The 17,320-nt window shown below is 61.0% G+C and carries 21 protein-coding genes; 7 read left to right on the top strand and 14 right to left on the bottom strand.

Annotated elements, in window-relative coordinates; translation table 11 throughout:
* Nucleotides 1–461: 461 nt before the first annotated feature.
* The 3 genes from NKI72_RS25435 to NKI72_RS25425 form a co-directional block, all read right to left on the bottom strand.
* Nucleotides 462–662, bottom strand: coding sequence for a CsbD family protein (locus NKI72_RS25435; RefSeq protein ID WP_352541863.1), 201 nt, complete (start codon nt 660–662; stop codon nt 462–464).
* Between the two features lie 186 nt (nt 663–848).
* Entirely contained in the window at nt 849–1,895 is a 1,047-nt protein-coding gene (locus NKI72_RS25430) for an NAD(P)-dependent alcohol dehydrogenase (RefSeq protein ID WP_352819562.1), read from the bottom strand.
* Nucleotides 1,896–2,551: 656 nt separating this feature from the next.
* Nucleotides 2,552–3,391: a succinate dehydrogenase/fumarate reductase transmembrane subunit gene (locus NKI72_RS25425; RefSeq protein WP_352474932.1), complete on the bottom strand. Its 840-nt coding sequence runs from the start codon at nt 3,389–3,391 to the stop codon at nt 2,552–2,554.
* Between the two features lie 541 nt (nt 3,392–3,932).
* Here NKI72_RS25425 and NKI72_RS25420 point away from each other — a divergent pair.
* From NKI72_RS25420 to fghA, 5 genes are all read left to right on the top strand, one after another.
* Nucleotides 3,933–4,199 carry an AbrB/MazE/SpoVT family DNA-binding domain-containing protein gene (locus NKI72_RS25420; RefSeq protein WP_352503269.1) on the top strand — a complete coding sequence of 89 codons (267 nt, stop codon included), beginning with the start codon at nt 3,933–3,935 and terminating at the stop codon, nt 4,197–4,199.
* Between the two features lie 20 nt (nt 4,200–4,219).
* Complete coding sequence (locus NKI72_RS25415; RefSeq protein ID WP_352851149.1) at nt 4,220–4,486, top strand: PIN domain-containing protein; 267 nt, start codon at nt 4,220–4,222, stop codon at nt 4,484–4,486.
* A 96-nt stretch (nt 4,487–4,582) separates the two neighbouring features.
* The gene (locus NKI72_RS25410; protein WP_352851148.1) at nt 4,583–4,903 is read left to right on the top strand and encodes a nucleotidyltransferase domain-containing protein; all 321 of its coding nucleotides are present in this window, start codon (nt 4,583–4,585) and stop codon (nt 4,901–4,903) included.
* 160 nt (nt 4,904–5,063) lie between these two features.
* Nucleotides 5,064–5,507, top strand: coding sequence for an HVO_A0114 family putative DNA-binding protein (locus NKI72_RS25405; RefSeq protein WP_352851147.1), 444 nt, complete (start codon nt 5,064–5,066; stop codon nt 5,505–5,507).
* A 298-nt stretch (nt 5,508–5,805) separates the two neighbouring features.
* Complete coding sequence (gene fghA / locus NKI72_RS25400) at nt 5,806–6,657, top strand: S-formylglutathione hydrolase (RefSeq protein WP_352771230.1); 852 nt, start codon at nt 5,806–5,808, stop codon at nt 6,655–6,657.
* A gap of 21 nt (nt 6,658–6,678) precedes the next feature.
* Here fghA and pqqE read toward each other — a convergent pair whose 3' ends face one another.
* The 8 genes from pqqE to NKI72_RS25360 form a co-directional block, all read right to left on the bottom strand.
* Nucleotides 6,679–7,800 (bottom strand): pyrroloquinoline quinone biosynthesis protein PqqE, encoded by a 1,122-nt coding sequence (gene pqqE, locus NKI72_RS25395; protein ID WP_352851146.1) that lies wholly within the window; start codon nt 7,798–7,800, stop codon nt 6,679–6,681.
* The gene (gene pqqD, locus NKI72_RS25390) at nt 7,797–8,093 is read right to left on the bottom strand and encodes a pyrroloquinoline quinone biosynthesis peptide chaperone PqqD (RefSeq protein WP_352771228.1); all 297 of its coding nucleotides are present in this window, start codon (nt 8,091–8,093) and stop codon (nt 7,797–7,799) included. The genes pqqE and pqqD overlap by 4 nt, the downstream gene beginning before the upstream one ends.
* Complete coding sequence (pqqC, locus tag NKI72_RS25385) at nt 8,090–8,848, bottom strand: pyrroloquinoline-quinone synthase PqqC (protein WP_352851145.1); 759 nt, start codon at nt 8,846–8,848, stop codon at nt 8,090–8,092. The genes pqqD and pqqC overlap by 4 nt, the downstream gene beginning before the upstream one ends.
* The gene (gene pqqB, locus NKI72_RS25380; RefSeq protein WP_352851144.1) at nt 8,845–9,783 is read right to left on the bottom strand and encodes a pyrroloquinoline quinone biosynthesis protein PqqB; all 939 of its coding nucleotides are present in this window, start codon (nt 9,781–9,783) and stop codon (nt 8,845–8,847) included. Before pqqB ends, pqqC begins: the two co-directional genes overlap by 4 nt.
* Nucleotides 9,784–9,936: 153 nt before the next feature.
* Nucleotides 9,937–10,032: a pyrroloquinoline quinone precursor peptide PqqA gene (locus tag NKI72_RS25375; protein WP_101918690.1), complete on the bottom strand. Its 96-nt coding sequence runs from the start codon at nt 10,030–10,032 to the stop codon at nt 9,937–9,939.
* A gap of 216 nt (nt 10,033–10,248) precedes the next feature.
* Complete coding sequence (locus tag NKI72_RS25370; RefSeq protein WP_352450664.1) at nt 10,249–11,112, bottom strand: substrate-binding domain-containing protein; 864 nt, start codon at nt 11,110–11,112, stop codon at nt 10,249–10,251.
* 1 nt (nt 11,113) lies between these two features.
* Nucleotides 11,114–11,638 carry a c-type cytochrome, methanol metabolism-related gene (locus NKI72_RS25365; RefSeq protein WP_352474919.1) on the bottom strand — a complete coding sequence of 175 codons (525 nt, stop codon included), beginning with the start codon at nt 11,636–11,638 and terminating at the stop codon, nt 11,114–11,116.
* 155 nt (nt 11,639–11,793) lie between these two features.
* Entirely contained in the window at nt 11,794–13,569 is a 1,776-nt protein-coding gene (locus NKI72_RS25360; RefSeq protein WP_502893813.1) for a methanol/ethanol family PQQ-dependent dehydrogenase, read from the bottom strand.
* Between the two features lie 195 nt (nt 13,570–13,764).
* On the opposite strand from NKI72_RS25360, the gene NKI72_RS25355 reads away from it, so the two are divergent.
* Both NKI72_RS25355 and NKI72_RS25350 read left to right on the top strand, forming a co-directional pair.
* Nucleotides 13,765–14,019, top strand: a complete 255-nt coding sequence (locus NKI72_RS25355; RefSeq protein ID WP_352503277.1) for a hypothetical protein — start codon at nt 13,765–13,767, stop codon at nt 14,017–14,019.
* A gap of 346 nt (nt 14,020–14,365) precedes the next feature.
* Complete coding sequence (locus NKI72_RS25350) at nt 14,366–14,719, top strand: hypothetical protein (RefSeq protein WP_352851152.1); 354 nt, start codon at nt 14,366–14,368, stop codon at nt 14,717–14,719.
* Nucleotides 14,720–14,823: 104 nt separating this feature from the next.
* Here the strand turns inward: NKI72_RS25350 and NKI72_RS25345 are convergent, their stop codons facing one another.
* Genes NKI72_RS25345 through NKI72_RS25335 form a run of 3 tightly spaced genes read right to left on the bottom strand, consistent with a single transcriptional unit; the run spans nt 14,824 to nt 17,313 of the window.
* Nucleotides 14,824–15,564: an ABC transporter ATP-binding protein gene (locus NKI72_RS25345; protein ID WP_352617382.1), complete on the bottom strand. Its 741-nt coding sequence runs from the start codon at nt 15,562–15,564 to the stop codon at nt 14,824–14,826.
* Nucleotides 15,533–16,330, bottom strand: coding sequence for an ABC transporter permease (locus NKI72_RS25340; protein WP_352851143.1), 798 nt, complete (start codon nt 16,328–16,330; stop codon nt 15,533–15,535). The genes NKI72_RS25345 and NKI72_RS25340 overlap by 32 nt, the downstream gene beginning before the upstream one ends.
* Nucleotides 16,327–17,313 (bottom strand): ABC transporter substrate-binding protein, encoded by a 987-nt coding sequence (locus NKI72_RS25335; RefSeq protein ID WP_352851142.1) that lies wholly within the window; start codon nt 17,311–17,313, stop codon nt 16,327–16,329. Before NKI72_RS25335 ends, NKI72_RS25340 begins: the two co-directional genes overlap by 4 nt.
* Between the last annotated feature and the right edge of the window lie 7 nt (nt 17,314–17,320).

Genomic DNA, 17,320 nt, shown 5'->3' with positions numbered 1-17,320 from the left:
CTTGAACTCTTCCGCCCGGACGCATCTTCGTCGCGCCAAAGCTCACCACAACGTGAGCCAGCCGGCTACGTTCCTCAGCCGGGGCTTCGGTCCAAATCCCAGAGCGTCTCGCTTGGGACCTAAGTCTGACCAGCTTGGGCGCGCTGAGGCCATGCCGAGCGGGGACGGTCGCCGGCTCGAAGAGAGGGTTCAGGATGCTATCGCAGACCCAAAAAGCTCAAAATGGCGATTACGATCACGATCGCGCCGACCAGCCAGATAATGTTGTTCATCATTGCACTCCTTCGCCTCCGGGCGGGGCGCACGCCGGGGCGAAGCCCGCCACGCAAGTGGAACATTAGATGCGGCTAAAGGTTCCTCGCGGGCCTCGCTGTCGAAAGAGCCACCGCACCAGTCGGCACGGCGGGCGACGCAGAGTTTTACCCCGGTGGTGGCGCAGCAGACGGCGTTGCGCCCAAGGCTCAGCTGATGCTTCGGGACCAGTCATCTACCTGGCGCTCTGCCTCTTCCTTGGCGATGCCATATCGCTCCTGGATACGTCCCAAAAGCCGGTCCCGGTTGCCCTCGATGCGATCAAGATCGTCGTCGGTGAGGTCACCCCACTGCTCCTTCGCCTTGCCTTTGAACTGCGTCCATTTTCCCTTGATTTGATCCCAGTTCATATGTTCCTCCTTGCTTGCGCGCCAGCTCGCGTTGTTGAAAGCCACCTTTCAGGAGAAACCGCTCAGGCGATAGGCTCGGTTGATGCCAACAAAAACTGGGTTGCCAATGCCCTTGCTACAAGCCCGGAAGCCTACGCAACGCATCGAGGAGATCGGGAGGACGGCCCGGGGGCTTTGGAACTCGCCTTAATCCGGCAACAGGATCTGAAGCTTTACGTCCGCGGGCCGGGCTTCGACTGCGCGGTTGAAGGCGTTGATGGAATCTTCGAAGGGGAAGGTCGCCGAAATGAGTGGCTTTAGGTCGACCCGGCCCGACCCCATCAGCGCGATTGCCCGCTCATATTGGTGGGCATATCGGAATACCGTTTCGATGCGAACTTCCTTGGTCGAGGCGGTGGCGACATCGAATGCGATCGGCGCCACCGGCAGGCCGACCACCACTACCGCGCCACCGGGCCGCGGCAGATCGAGCAGGGTCTCCCATGCCTTGGACGAGCCCGAGCATTCAAACACCACGTCGGCGCCCCAGCCATCGGTCAGGCGCTTTACCTCCGCCGCCAGGTTCCTGTCGCGGACGTTGATCGGGATCACGCCTTGATAGCCGCCGGCGATGTCGAGCTTGGGTTGGGCGAGATCTGCAACAACGGCGCGGGCGCAGCCGCCGGCGAGCGCCGCGATCGCCACCATCGTGCCGATTGGCCCTGCGCCAATCACCACCGCCGTGTCGCCCGGCGCGATCTTTGCTTTGGCAGCCGCCTGCATGCCGACAGCGAAGGGCTCCACCATGGCGCCTTCGGCGAAGCTGACATTGTCGGGCAGTTTGAAAGTGTAGTTGGCGGGGTGGACGACATAGGGCGTCAGCACGCCGTGGATCGGCGGCGTTGCCCAGAACCTGACCGCTGGATCGATGTTGTAGAGGCCGAGCCGGCTCGCCCGCGAATTGGGATCGGGGATACCCGGCTCCATGCAGACGCGGTCGCCGACCTTCAGATGCTCGACGCCTTCCCCCGTTTCGGAGACGGTGCCGGCGGCTTCATGGCCCAAGACCATCGGCGCTTCGACCACGAATGGGCCGATGCGGCCATGCGTATAGTAGTGCACGTCGGAGCCGCAAATGCCCACCGTATGGATCTTGATGCGAACTTCGCCCGGGCCGACGGTCTGTGGCAGATCGATGTCACGCAGCTTGAGTTCGTGCTGGCGTTCGAGGACAAGGGCGCGCACGTTCGACATCGACGTAGTCTCCTCTAAAATTTATTGTAGGGGCCTTCGTGACCTTACTTGCACTCGGCGCGTTCATCATAGCCGCTCGTTCACGGCTTCAAAATCCAGCTCGGAAAACAGGGGTATTGCCTGATTCCGACTATCCGTACCAACTTCCTGGCCAAAGGACTTTGAAGGCCGGCCATGCCGCTGCCGAATGCCCTCGGCGGAGTTCGCCCCGAGACTCCCCACTCCCCAGCCTCCAAGCCAGCAGGCCGGCATCGGTCAGTCATCAACAGGGGTCCAGCAGGTGCGCGATACCCGACGCTACATGCCATGGAACGCTTGCCCAATCCGCTTCTGGTCGATGCGGCCCACCAGGTGAAATGTCCGCCATCTTTTTTTTGGCGCCAGAAGTTCCCGGTTCGCTTCCGGCCCATAATGCTGCCCGGGCGGCAATGCGCTTCATTAACGTCATTCTCCATCCGAAGCGCTCAGGCCGGAAGCTGCGGTGCGTAAGACGCCGGGTCATTGCCCGCCGCGGATAAGTTTGCAGCTGGACGATATTGGCCAGCCGGGCGATCCCAGCATTTGGCGTTGCTTCGGCGAGTCAATACTGAGCCTGCGCTTACGCGCCATCCTTCTCGACAAGACCAACGGCTGGACCCGATCGAGTGCAGACGGGTTCAGTTGGTGCTGGTTGTGGCGGTGAACCCGCACTGCTTCTGTTCCATATCGATCTGCTTCGTGATGCGGATGGCGTTCTGTGCGTAGGCCTCCGTCACGGAGCCACTATTCACAGTCTTGTCCTTCAGCGGGCTCACGCCTGCGCAGAGGTGGAAAACATGCGGCTCGCTGGACTTCGCGGCTCCGTTTTCGGGCGCGATCCAGTAGACGACATCCTGACCGGCGGGGTGGCTCGCGTCCCGCGTCGCCGCCGCCACGGCGGCGGTGTCCGTTGCAATCGCCTGCGCCTGAGCGGCGACATCGGGCGAACAGGCCGTGGTGGGCTGCCCCGACTTGATCTGGGCTGCGCATGCGTTCATATCCTGGGTGTACTGTTCGACCGACGGGGGTTTGAAACTGATCCCCATGACCGTCGCGAGCACGGCCAGCGCGGCGCCGACGCCGCCGGCAACCTTCTTGGTCCGCGGATCCATGTTCTTGTCAGTGAGGATCAGGAAAACCAGCGGGAGGAAGGCAATCAGCGTGATGATTGCGCCGAGCTGGTTTTGGAAGAAGAACCTGGCCGCGTCGGATGCACGAGCCGGATCGTGTCTGTTGGCCGCCTTCCATAGCAAGTTGCCGGCGATTGCGAAAATCGCGATGCCGACCAGAAGGCCGATGACCAGCGGCAGGTGTCCCTGGTCGAACTTGTTCTGGCGAAGCAGCATAATTCCGTAGATCTCGCCGCCAATGGCGACGACCCACGAGAGTGCGGCGAAAAGGCGAAGACGTGTGGCGGAGGACTTCTGGCCCTGCGTCGCTTGCCAATCCTTGGTAACGTCTGGCTTGTTGTCGGTCATTGACCAGATCCCCTGATATCGACACTTCTGCCGGCGGCGTTAGACCAGAAGGCCAACCCGCCCTGCGCAGCGTCATTGAACGAGCGTCACCTGCCTTAGCGACACGGCAAAAATGTGAGCGCCACGGCAGGCCTCATCTCCATTCATGATTCATATTGCGCATGAGTGAATCCGTCCATACCCACGCAGGCAGACGCCTATGCGGCGATGGCTTCGTTCTTGTTAATCTCTGGCTCGAACTTGACGCTCCCTTCCCTCGCTTCCCGGCGGCGGTCGCGCCATTCCCGACACCAGCCGAAGCGAAGTGACGAGCCATTTTTAACGAGACAGTTCTAACGAGACAAACATTGCGGCAAGATCGACGCGGATAGCGGCCGTGGTGTTGGCTTGCATGCTGACCTCCAGGTGATGTTTGGCGACTTCGCTCTGGCAGAGCGCTGGTCGCGATTCAGTCGCCGCATGGACGCCAAGCTTGGCCCCGACCATTTGCATAATAATGCAGATTTGCATTGCCTTATCGCGATGAACAGGAATGTTTAACATGACAACGTTGACAGTGACGACAAGGGGACAGGTGACGTTCCGCAAGGACGTGCTGCAACATCTGGGCATCAAACCGGGCGAGAAGATCGAACTTGATCTGCTGCCCGACGGTCGGGCGGAATTGAGGGCGGCACGGGCAAAGGGGTCGTTCCGGGACCTCCACGGGTTCCTCAGAGGCAAGACGAACGGCCGGGTGCTCAGCATCGAGGAGATCAACGAGGCAATGGCGGAAGCGGGCGCTGTGGCCGGGTCCGGCGAGGAATGAGGGTTACGCCCGACACGAATGTGCTGCTGCGCACCTATGTCGTCGATGATGAGGGGCAGGCGGCCATTGCCGTGGACCTGCTGGCCAAAGCGGACGTCGTGGCCGTGAGCGTGAAGGCCTTGTGCGAGTTCCCAGGGCTCTGGCCCGGCGGTACCAGACAGAGCGCGAAAATTTGCCGCAGCGATCCGGGCGTTGCTGAACACCGCGAGTGGTTGTCGTCAACCGGCCGGCAGTTGAGGCAGGGCTGTCAGTCCTCGATGCCGGCGGCGATTTCGCGGACGGCGTGATCGCTTTTGACGGCGGCTGGCTTGGCAGGGATAGGCAGGTAGCCGTACAGCTTGCGGAGTTGCGACAATCTCGGACCAAAGGCAACAGGCGAAAAGATGAACAAAATTGATACTTTGATCCACCGAAGAGCTGACGATCGCCGGAAGACCGCGCAAGCCTGTGTAGCGCGTATTCTTCGGAACGCCAAAGCCCGCGGCGTCGATATCTCTGTTGTCGGATCCCTGGCGAAAAACCGTTTCCGCGTCCACTCGGACGTAGATGTTCTGGTGCACGGACGCACTAATCCCGCGCGCCGGGCCGTGGTAGAGCGCTTGGTCGCAGACCAGCTTCGTGGAACGAACATTCCTTATGACCTGATCTTTGCCTCAGACGTTTCGTCCGAACGAGTGCAGGAATTGCTTAATGATAGCGTTTAAGCATCCGGCATTCGCAAAACTGTCGCCAAAATCGACTGCGCTGCGAAGGAACTGCAGCAAATCTAGGAATATCTGGCGGCTCATCGGAGTGAGCTGTCACATGGCGAATGGGGCGCGGTCCACAATGTCTACAACGGCATCGAGGACACGCACGACAGTGATGGCGGCGGCGACGGCTCAGGAGGCCGGGCATCAGGTGGTCGCTGAACCAATGGCTCAGTCGTGCGCGCCGGAAGAGATTCTGCGGGCGTTGACCCCTGAGAATTGTCGGCTGGTGGCGCTGATCCATCGGTATCGACCGCAAAGCATCACGGAACTGTGCAGATTGGCGGCGCGTCCGCAGCCGAACGTATCCCGCTCCTTGGCGGCCCTTGAGCGGGCGGGAATTGTCTCAATGGCGGGCGCCAGGCCGAAGAGACCCGAACTCGCCGTGCAACGAGTCACGATCGATCTCGCTGAGCTTAGAATGGCCGATGCGAGGTCGACGATTCGTGGAGACAAACCGCCGGACCATCATCTTTGCTGCGCGATGGGTGACAGGGCAAAAGTCGATCAGTGGGTTGCGAAACCGCCGCTGACCACGCTTGGCAAGTATTGGACGTGAAGCCGCATTTGCGCAGAGTTCGGCGTCCTGGAAGCATCGCCGATGCCTGCGCAGTGACTGCGTCGTTGTTATAGCCAGCATCGCCAACAATCGCCCAGCCTGGCCCGTATCGCTTGCTCGCAACGCTGCGCCAGCGAGTGGCCTCTCGCGCCTTGCTGCGCCAAGACGGTCGGCGAAGGCAGGCCATCCCGGCTCCGATCAAGAGCCCCGCGCGCCAGCCGGCCCACCAAGGTTGCCGCGATCTCCCTTGATGTCGTAGAGCCTAAGGTCGGCGGTTAAAATTGATGGAGAAGAATATATGCCAGAGCACCTGAAACTGGTCTCGACTGCCAAGTCGCATGGCGGCGCCCAGCATGTTTACTCTCATCTTTCGACGAGCTGCTCGTGCGAAATGACGTTTGCCATTTTCGTGCCTCCGCAGGCACGGGAAAGCCGTTGCCCCGTGGTGTGGTACCTCTCCGGACTCACCTGCACCCATGCGAATGTAATGGAAAAAGGTGAATACAGACGTATTGCCGCCGAACTTGGCCTGATCGTCGTCTGTCCCGACACCAGCCCGCGTGGTGCCGACATTCCGGATGAAAAGGACAATTGGCAGTTCGGCAGCGGCGCCGGTTTCTACCTTGACGCGACGCAAGAGCCGTATGCCAAGAACTATCGCATGTATTCCTATATCGTCGAGGAGCTGCCAGCCGTGATCGGGCGCGAATTTCCCGCCGATATGGCGCGCCAGTCGATCTTCGGCCATTCGATGGGCGGGCATGGCGCGCTGACGATCGCACTGAACAATCCCGGGCGTTTCAGAAGTTGCTCGGCCTTTGCGCCGATCGTGCAGCCAAGCACAGCCGGCTGGTCGAAGCCGGCTTTCGAAAAATATCTCGGCCTGGATGAGGCCTCGTGGCGGCGCTACGATGCAACTTCGCTCATCGAGGATGGGCACCGTTTCCCGGAATTCCTGGTCGATCAGGGAACGTCAGACGGTTTCCTCCAGGAGGGCCTCAGGCCTTGGCTGCTCGAAGACGCCTGCTCCAAGGCAGGCATTCCGTTGAAATTGCGGATGCAGGACGAATACGATCACTCCTATTTTTTCATTTCGACATTCATGCATGACCATATGACGTGGCATGCCGAACGGCTTTCACGAGGGTAGGCCGTAGGAATTGGTCGGCAGTCAGGCGGGCTCGGTGACGACGCCGATGCGCCGGTAGACGAATGGTTCGTCCTTCGAAGGAACCGTCGCAGCGCGCTGGGCCTCGTCGATCAGCATTGCCATGCGCGCATGGATCGGCGATTTCGCGCAAGCCGGGTCCGTCGCGGCGGCATCGCCGGCGATTGCCATCGCCTGGCAGCGACAGCCGCCCCAGTCGATCTCGCGCCGCTCACAGTTGCGGCAGGGCTCCTGCATCCAGTCTGTGCCTCGAAAGGCATTAAATGCCGGCGAATCGGTCCAGATCGCGGCCAGGCTGCGTGTTCCAAAACGCTCGAAACCGAGCGACGGGATGGTCTGGGCGGCATGGCATGGCAGTACGGTGCCGTCCGGCGTCACCATGAAGGCGTCGCGCGCCCAGCCGCCCATGCACGGCTTGGGATAGATGGCGAAATAATCCGGCGTGACGAAATCTATGTTTATGATGCCGGTGAGCCGTTCGCGTGCCGCCGCGACGATCTCCGCCTGGCGGTCGACGGCAGCACGCTCGGGCATGAGTTGATCGCGATTGGTCAGCGCCCAGCCGGCGTACTGCACGTTGGCGATCTCGAGACGCTCCGCACCCAGCGAAAGGGCCAGATCGATGAATTCCGGTACCTCCTCGATATTGTGGCGATGGATCGGCGCGTTGATGGTAAGCGGCAAGCCGGCCGCGCGAGCGCGGCGTGCCGTTTCCAGCTTCTTTTCGTGGCTGCCCCTGTGATTGCCGATGCGCTCGGTGGTCGCCGGCCGTGCGCCTTGAAAGCTCAGTTGCAGATGGTCGAGCCCGGCTTCGGCAAATGCCTCGATGCGGCCATCCGCAATGCCGACGCCGGCGGTGATCAGGTTGGTGTAGACGCCCCGCGCCGAAAGCCCGGCGATCAATTGCTCGAGATCGCGACGCAGCGTCGGTTCACCGCCGGACAGATGCACCTGGATAACGCCAAGGTCGGCCGCCTGCGAGAACAAGTCGAGCCAGCTCTGCGTGTCGAGTTCGCGATTGGCCTTCAGCAACTCGAGCGGATTGGAGCAATAGGGGCATTGCAGCGGGCAGCGATGCGTCAGTTCCGCCAGCATGCCGATCGGGGGGAGAGGGGGCTCGCTCATAGCTTCACCAGCAGCTTGTCCGACCATTCCTGCAGGAAGGCGACGACATCGGCCGCCACAGCCTCCCGTTCGGCATCATAATCTGCGGCAAGGCCGGCAATGATGTGGCCGACCGTGGACCGTCCGTCGCAGCGGCGCAATATGTCGAGGCTTATGTCGTTTGGCCAGAACACCTTTTCGGGCGACAGCACGGCGAACGCCTGGCGCACGGGGTCATGCTGTATGCGCACGTGCTTCGGCAGCGATGGAACCGACTGCAGCGACACCATGGCTCTTTCGCGCAGTGCCATCATTGGGCTGCCTCCGGACGGAAGGCGCCGGGCGGGATATTGCCCGGCTCGCCATAGGCGTGTTGAAGCGCGTCGAGCATGGCCCAGAGTATATCGCATTTGAACACCAGTGCATCGATCGCCTGCTGCTGGCGTTCCGCCGCGTCGGCATGTTCGAGCACATAGGCGAGGGCGAAGTCGGCGTCGCGCGAGGCCTGTTCGGGCCGTCGGGTGAAATAGGCCAGCGTGTCCTCGGTGATATAGTCGTATCTGGCCAGCATCGCGGGTACCCGCTCGCCGATGATGAGCGGCGAGAACATCTCGGTCAGCGACGACGCGACCGCCTCCAGCAGGGTCCGGTTCGTGCAAAAGGAGAGGTAAGCGCCAACCGCAAAACGCGTCGCCGGCAGGGCCAGCCTCTCGCTCTTCACCGCGTCGGCATCGAGACCGAGCGAGGTCGCCAGGTGCAACCAGCGCGCAATACCGCCGCTCCAGCCGTCCTCGCCGTCATGATCCTCGATGCGTTTGCGCCAGGCGGCGCGAAACGCCGGATCCTCGGCATGCGCGAGGATCATGGCGTCCTTGCGCGGAATGACCGCCTGATAGCAATAGCGGTTCAGCGCCCAGGCCTGCATCTCGGTCCTCGACAGCGCACCGCTGGTCATCCTGTGATGGAAAGGATGGCGGTTGTGATAGCGCTCGGCACCGACCTGCCGCAGCACTGCTTCGAGCTCGCTTGAGGACAGGCCGTTGCTGGCCGCGTCGTGGAAATCACTCAAAGTTCTATCTCCATCCCGTCGCGGGCCACTTCCCAGCCAGCCGCTTCGACGGCTGCATGCTCGGCAGAATTCTCGTCCAGAACAGGATTGGTGTTGTTGATGTGGACGAAGACACGGCGGCCGATCCTCACATCGGCCAAGCCGGCGATCGACCCCGCGTCTCCCGACATTGCCAGATGCCCCATGCGTGCACCGGTCTTTTGGCCGACGCCGGCAGCAATCATCTCGTCGTCGGTGAAGACCGTGCCGTCGAACAGAAGGCATGCGGCATCGGCCAGACGCGTGCGCAGGGTCGCATCGATGCGGGCGCAGCCGGGGATGTAGAAGCCGGAGCCGCGACTGCCGGCACCGGCGATACGGACGCCAATCGTGTCGCCGGCATCGGAGCTGAAATTGGCATCCGGCTGGCCTCTTTCTTCGAGATAGAGGGCTATCTTCCCGGGCACGGGAAAGCTCTCGACAGCCACCCCGGTGTCGTGGCCGTCTGCGTCGCAGATCGACAGCTCTTGCGCCGGCGGCAAGATGCGTCGCGGCACGAGCGCCGGATCGAGGACATTGAAAATCGAATTCGCCTTCAGCGTCGCCAGAACCTGTGTCGTTGCATAGATAGCGAAAGGCTGCCGCTCACGCAGGCTGAGCAGGCCGGCGACATGATCGACATCGGCATTGGTCAGCACCACCGCGCGAATAGGCGTCGAGCGCAGCGGCGCATCGTGCGCGGGCTGCAATTCAGGCGTTGCCGCGATCTGCTGGCGAATGTCGGGCGAGGCGTTGAACAGAACCCACCCGAGGCCATCCGCCGACGCGGCGACACTCGATTGGGTTCGTGAATGCACACCAGCTACCCCGGTGCGAGCCGCACGGCTCAGACGATAATTGCAGTTCCATTGCGGAAAGCCGCCGCCGGCCGCCGATCCGATGATTCTCAAGCGCATGAAAACGCCCGCCCCGCGGCTTCTCTGACCAGCAGCCAATTTGCAGCCGCAAAAAACGGCCCGCCCGCCTTGCGCGCCTCAAACTCTTTCACGAAAATCCCATACGGCAAGGGGATGCGTGCCCCTGTTGCCAGGGACACGCACCTCTGCGGCCTACTTCTTGGGAGTAATTTCAGCAGGCAGATAGCGCGAAATTTCAAAGCCCGCAGCAACCTGGCACATGGTCGGTTTTGTCCAGCTCTTCTTCATAGCATTTCTCCTCTTTTACCAGCCCGAAGGGGCCGATCCGGTGGTTAGCCAACCATTGCAGGGCACCGAAGCAATGGCTCGTCCATCACGTTCTCAAAATGGACAAATGAACACAAGGTTTTGAAAGGCCGAAAAACAAAAAAGTATCGAAAGTAGCTGTAGTCTTCTCTTCAATTGTTCATCGCGTAGGTTTTTCCTCCTCCTGACCCATCCCAACTATTGCGTAATCGGATTGTCGTGCTCGTCGATCAGCGGCACATTGTAACCCAGCAGGAGCTTGGTGATCTCCGCCTGGTTTTCCCTGATCACCCGGTTTAGCGTCCGTTTCCATTCCTGGTCGGACGGACGTACACCCATGGTAATGCGGTAGGACATGCGCGAGCCGGTTTTTTCCTTCAACAGCGGAACAATGGTGACATCGGCTCCGAGTTCCCTGGCATAGTAGCCAGCCATCGGCCCCCACAGGACCGCCGCGTCGATCTTGCCGGCGAGCATGTCCTTGATCATGACCTCCCCCATGGAAGGCGTGACGCGCGTATCCACCGCCAGCGGGTAGATCTTGGCGGTCCGCAGAAGCTTGTTGGCGGCCATGTTGGCGGTTGGCGGCGTGCTTTCGACGACGCCGATTCTCTTGCCGGAAAGTTTCGGGTCTTCGATCGTCTCGATGCCTTCCATGCCGTTGCCTTTGGGGTATACGAGCACATAGGCGGAGCGGTAGTAGGCGTTGGTGTTCTGCACCAGTTCATCGCCTTGGGCGTAGCCCATGATGATGTCGCATCGATTGGCCCCCAGCGTATTGCGCACAAAGCCGGTGACAGTGGGAAACCACGTGTAAGCGACTGATTTCCGCCCCGTCTTCTTGGCAACCAGTTCAGCCAGCTTGTTTTCGAAGCCTTGGCCGTTCTTGTCGGTAAAGGGCATGTTCGAGGGATCTGCGCAGACGCGCAGAATGTCGGGATCGACCAGTTCGCCCGCAGCGCCAAGCCCGGCATTTTGCGCCAGAACATTCGACGGCAGCAAGGCGAGCGCGCCGAGGATCGGCAGAACGACACGCAGCTTCGATGCAGTGCAGCCGGTCATATCATCCACCCATGCAGGATGCTTCGGCATCCTTGGCTGCCTGAGCCTTGTTTTCATGCTTCGGCGGCCTGCCGCGGGGTGCCGCGCCATCGGCGCGCGCGCGCAGATAGACGTAGAGATCGTCCAGGTAACAATAGACGTTCTTGTTGTCGCCAAAGGCGGGCATGACGTTTTCCTTGCCGCCGCCGACATTCTTGCGGCCCTCGGCGACGATCGACAGGAACGTGGCGTAATCCATGGTCTTCAGGCTATTAGCCAGGGCAGGCGCATAGCTCGAACCTGTGGCGTCCTGTCCGTGACAGACATGGCAATCTGAGTGATACCGGCGGTACCCGCTGAAGGTGTACCAATCGACGGTTCCGTTTTCGATCTTGTAGGTCGGATTTCCGTCCGCATCTAAATATTTGCCTCCTTCTTGCTTCACCGCCTTGGCTTTCTCCATGCTGTCTTCGGCCCGTACCAGACTTGAGCTGGCCAGAGGCAGCAGGACCAGGGCGAGAGCGGAAACTGCAATGCGAACGATCATTCAGGCTCTTCCTTCGTTTGCCAGAAACCCTGGCTGCCGTCGTGCAGCGGCATTGATCGGAGTTGGGTGCGCGGCGCAATCGAGAGCCCGGTTCCCGGCTTCGGGGTGACCCGGGCTCTCGTTTTCGAACCTAGCCGTGAGGCTCTTCCCGGTTATCAGTCCGGGAGGCCGAAGACGGTGAGCTGGCCGCCCAGCGTCGTATAGTCGGCAAGGGCCGCATAACCGCCGACGGCACCCAGACCGGCGGTTCCAACGACCGCGGCCTGATCGCCCTGCGCACGGCCCTGATCAACGGCGCCATGCCAGGCGGCGGCGTTATCGGGCGAAAGCAGCCCACCTGCCAGACCGATACCGGCCCATCCACCGACGCCGGACAGAACGGCGACGTACTGCTTGCCGTCATGCTCGTAGGTCGTGATGTTGCCGATGATGCCGGACGGGGTCTTGAACTTGTAGAGTTCCTTGCCGTCCTTATCGACCGCCTTGATGTAGCCTTCGAGGGTACCGTAGAAGACGACGTCGCCATCTGTCGCCAATGCGCCCGACCACACCGAGAACTGCTCGGGCTTCGACCAGACGATCTCACCCTTGGCTGCATCCCAGGCAATGAAGTTGCCCATGTTACCGTCACCGCCGGGCGCCGCATACATCGACACGGTGGCGCCCACATAGGGCTGACCGGCGGTGTAGCTCACTTTGTAAGGCTCATAGTCCATGCAGACATGGTTGGTCGGCACGTAGAACAACCCGGTCTTCGGCGAGTAGGCGGCCGGCTGCTGGTCCTTGGTTCCAAGCGCGGCCGGGCAGATACCGGTCGAGTTGGTGTCTTCGCCGTTCTGCTGGGTCGAATACTTGGCCACGACCTGCGGGCGGCCATACTGGTCGCTCTTGGGATCCATGTTGACTTCCGTCGCCCAGTTCACTGCCGGATCGTATTTCTTGGCGACGAGAAGTTCGCCGGTGGCTCGATCCATTGTGTAGGCAAAGCCGTTGCGGTCGAAATGCACCAGCACGTCGTGCTTGGCGCCGTTGACCTCCATGCCATCGACGAGAATCATCTCGTTGATGCCGTCATAGTCCCACTCATCATGCGGGGTCATTTGGTAGAGCCATTTGGCAACACCGGTATCCGCATCGCGAGCCATGATTGTCATGGACCAGCGATTGTCACCGGGGCGCTGGACCGGGTTCCACGTCGAGGGATTGCCGGTGCCGTAATAGACCAGGTTCAGCTTGGGATCATAGGAATACCATCCCCATGTCGTGCCGCCGCCCGTCTTCCACTGTTCGCCTTCCCAGGTGTTCGTGCCGGAATCCTTTCCGACAGGCTTGCCGAGATGGGTCGTCTTCTCGGGATCGAGAAGGGTGTCTGCATCAGGACCTTCCGAATAGGCTTTCCAGGCGAGCTTGCCGTCTTTCAGATTGTAGGCGGCCAGCCAGCCGCGAACACCGAATTCAGCACCGGAGACGCCCACGAGCACCTTGTCCTTGATGACTACGGGTGCCGACGTGCCGGATTCGCCCTTTCCGCCGTCGGTCTGGTCTCCGTTCTTGACAGACCAGACGACCTTGCCGGTCTTGGCATCGAGCGCGACGACGGTGGTGTCGGCCTGGTTGAGAATGATCTTGCCGTCGCCATAGGCAACACCGCGATTGACCGTGTCGCAGCACATGATCGGAATGACGTTCGTGTCCTGCTTGGGCTCGTATTTCCACAGGATCTTGCCGTCATTCTTGAGGTCCAGAGCATAGACGTTGTTTGGGAAAGGCGTGTGGACATACATCACGTCGCCGATGACCAGCGGCCCGCCTTCGTGACCGCGCAGCACGCCGGTGGAAAAGCTCCATTTGACCTGCAGGTTCTTCACATTGTCGGCAGTGATCTGGTTGAGTTTGGAATAGCGGGTGTTGGCGTAGTCACCCGTCTGCATCGCCCAGTTCTTCGCATCCGATGCGAGCTTTGCAAGGTCTTCATTGGCCGAAGCCGTATAGGCAGCGCCGAGCGATAAAAACGCCGCGGTCGTCAGAATGTAAGTAGTTTTCGCAAGTACACGCATCCAAAATCCTCCCGGGTTCGCAGTGAAGAATCGACCGTCAAGCCCCACAAGGGCTTGCCCAAGCAATTCATGTTGGGAAGTTATTTTCCGGCAGCTGTCACGACCTACCCCGAAGCAGAGGGCACCGTTACCGCCCGCCCCCCTTGGTCTTCGAAAGACTGCCGCCGCTCCCTGATGACGGTGGCGCTCTTGAAGCCGGAAACAGGAAAAAGCTATGTCATCGTAAAAGGCCAGGCAAGCAAAAACCTACAATGGGTCGCTGCGCTGCAATATCGATATGGTGCAATGCAATATTTAGAAACAATTGAAATAAGAACCGTATGAACAACTAATAAGAGGATGACCGCCAGCCGCGATATATATAGCAAACATATTGTTCGGGTATTCTCGAGGTGATACACATTTGACTTTATTTCGGTATATTCTGCGGTGCACCTCCGAGTAAGTATGCGTCCTTATCGCTCGCTGCCGATAGTGAGCGAAGCATGAAATGAACGCATGAAGGAGGGTGCGCAGCGGGTCATGAAGCGGGCTCTTGTCGGTCGATAGGGCATTCCTCCTTTGGTCCTATACGCAGGCCATGGGAGCTTGACTGGCTTTGCGGCACGTCGCCAATTGGAGCGATGACCCCGTCTGGATGCATGGTGTCCAGGCCAACTGGAGGTTCCTCATGATAAGGTCTGTTGGATCTCTCACCTTGCCGGTGGCCTTTGCGGCGACGCTGGCCTTTGCGAACTCGGCCAACGCCGCGGGAGACTACCCGACGGCAACGATTGCCGACTACGTGCTCGGCTGCATGCAAACAAATGGCCAGACACGTCAGGCGCTTGAAAGCTGTTCCTGCTCGATCGATGTTATCGCCTCGATCCTTCCTTACGATCACTATGAGAGGGCGGAGACCTTCAAAAGCATGTCGCTGACGACAGGGGAGGCGGCAGGTTTGTTTCGCGAAAGCGCGCCAGCGAAGGCGGCGCGCACGGAACTGAAACGCGCGCAGGCTGAAGCCGACGTACGTTGCTTTTAGTCAGGCGGAACAGGCACGCGTGGCCGTGCGCCTCACAGTCCCGCCGTTTCCATCGGCCATTGGCTGCGAAATACCTTGCCATCCGCGTTCGAGCCGTAAGGCGATCAGGCCACACCCGGAAATTTTTGCTGGAATGACCGCAAAAGGTCGCTCATCACCTGTGGATTGCGATGCTGCCGCGGCACTCTTACGTCGAACATGCCGAGCACGTGGGCTGGGCGCTGCGCAAGCACGATGATGCGGTCCGACAGCATCAGTGCCTCGCGCAGATTGTGCGTTACCATCAAGGCGGTCGTGGGCCGCGCCGACCAGACGGTCAAAAGCAATTGCCGAAGCCGCTCGGCGGTCTGTTCGTCGAGGGAGGCAAAGGGTTCGTCCAGGAAAAGCACCGCCGGTTCGGTGGCGAAAGCCCTGGCAAGCGCTGCCCTGCGCGCAAGGCCGAGCGAAAGCTCCGCCGGATAGAGCGAGCGCATGCCGGCGAGGCCGAGAGTGTCAAACAGTTCGTCGAGACTCTTCGCTCTTAGGCTTTTCGGCAGCGCCAGCCTGACATTCTGCTCCACCGTCCGCCATGGCAGCAAAGTGGGCTCCTGGAACACGGCGGCGATGCGGTTCGAGCCGCCTTGCGGCAGTTGGAAAGAGCCGGAAAAGTCTTTGTCCAGTCCAAGCAGGATGCGCAACGTCGTGGTCTTGCCGCAGCCCGACGGCCCAAGCAGACAAGCGAATTCGCCCTGCCGGACCTCGAAGGACAGACCCTGAAGCGCCGTGATCGACACGCCTTGCGCGGACCTGAAGGTCTTTTCGGCGATGTCGACCCTAAGCGGGACGGCGGCGCCAACGGGTTGCATGTCGTTCAATGGGCTGCACCAGGAGAAGTTCGATGACAAGCATCACCGCCACGAAAGCCAGCGTGTACGCAAGAATGGCGGCGACGTCGAAGAGCTGGAAATAGAGATAGATCTGGAAACCGACGCCATTGGAGCGGCCGAGCAGTTCGACCACCAGGACGATCTTCCATATGAGGGCGATGCCGGACCGCGAGGCCGCGGCAAAATAGGGCTGCAGTTGCGGCAGCAGGACATGGCGGACGCGCTCGAGTGGGGCGAAGCGGTAGACGGCGGCCATTTCGGCATAACGCGGATCAAACGCCCTGGCGCCTTCGCGCATCGTCACCACGACATTCGGGATCTTGTTCACGGCAACTGCGCCAATCGCCGCCGCCTCGTTGAGGCCGAACCAGATATAGGCGAGCACGATGACCACCAGCGCGGGAATGTTGAGAAACAGGACCACCCATGGACTGAAGAACCGGTCCGCACCGCGGTAGCTGCCGAGGATGACGCCGATGACCGAGCCGATAATCATTGCGACGACGTACGCCGCAGCAACCCGTCCGAGCGTCGCGCCAAGGTGATAAAAAAGGTCGCCGCTCGCCGCTTCCCTGAGCAGCACCTGCCAGACCTGCCCTGGTGAGGGGAAAGCTCGGCTTTGCCACAGATTGGCCGCGAGGCTCCACAGCAGGCAAAGTCCCAGCAGGGAAACCGCTACCGTCAGCACCGGTGTCAGCGCCGTCGCAAAGCCGGATGGACGCGACTTGTCTTCCGTTGCGGTCATTTCGCGAGTTCCGGCCAGAACGTGCCGGGCGCCATCTCGGGCGCCCTGCCAACCAGCTTCTCGCCGCCTATCGCGGCCAGCACGTGATAGAGTTTGCCCGCATCGGCCGCTTCTTCGGCGACCGGCCGTCTGGGGATGCCCTGGCGATAGCGGTCGCGCAGTTTTTCCAGCTCCTTGCCTTCTGCGCGAATGAGCGGCGCCAGGCGCAGCCATTCATCATCGGATTTGGCCAGCAAGTCCTTGGCCTGCTTGGATGCCTTCAAGAAGCCCCGGGCGGCATCCGGATCGTCGCTCGCCCATTGGTCGTGGAAGACGTAGCCGAGTGCCGACACGGGGCCCGAGGCACCAAGCGCTTTCGTCGCGTCATCCGCACCGATCAACCGACGAAAGCCATTGGCCTCGAGCCGGGCGCAGAAATGCCAGAAATTGAGCACGGCATCGAGTTCGCCCTGCATCGCCTTTTCAGAAATCAGCGGCGGCGCGCCAAAGACGACGTCACAGGCTGTCGGCAGCTCGAGGCCGTGCTCGCGTCTGGCCAGCGCCTGGACCAGCAGCCAGCTCTTGTCGAGCGGGCCGCCGGCGACACCGATTTTCTTTCCCTTGAGGTCGGCGAGCGTCCGGATCGGCGATTCCTGCTTCACCATGATTGCCCCCACGGCGGTCGAATAGGGGGCCAATGTAAGGTCGCCGCCCTCGGAGCGCTGGCGCGAGACCCACAGCCAGTCGGTCACGATCATGTCGATCGCGCCGGCCAGCAGCGCGACGTTGGTCGCATCCTCCCCGGCGAAGTAGACAATCTCCAGATCGATCCTGTTGGCCTCGTCGAGCTTGTGGCGTTTCAGCGTATCGAGTTCCCAGCTCACGGTGCCGAACTTCAGGACACCAATTCGGACCTTGGCGGCCGCAAAGACAGCAACCGGCCTTGAGGCGAGGATGGCCGCCAGAGCCGCCAAGCGCAGCGTCGTACGCCGCGAAATCATCATGGCGTCT

It is taken from the genome of Mesorhizobium sp. M0437, assembly GCF_040321335.1.
Taxonomy (GTDB): Bacteria; Pseudomonadota; Alphaproteobacteria; order Rhizobiales; family Rhizobiaceae; genus Mesorhizobium.
The sequence above is the reverse complement of the archived record's forward strand: the minus strand, read 5'-3'. Positions and strand labels throughout refer to the sequence as shown.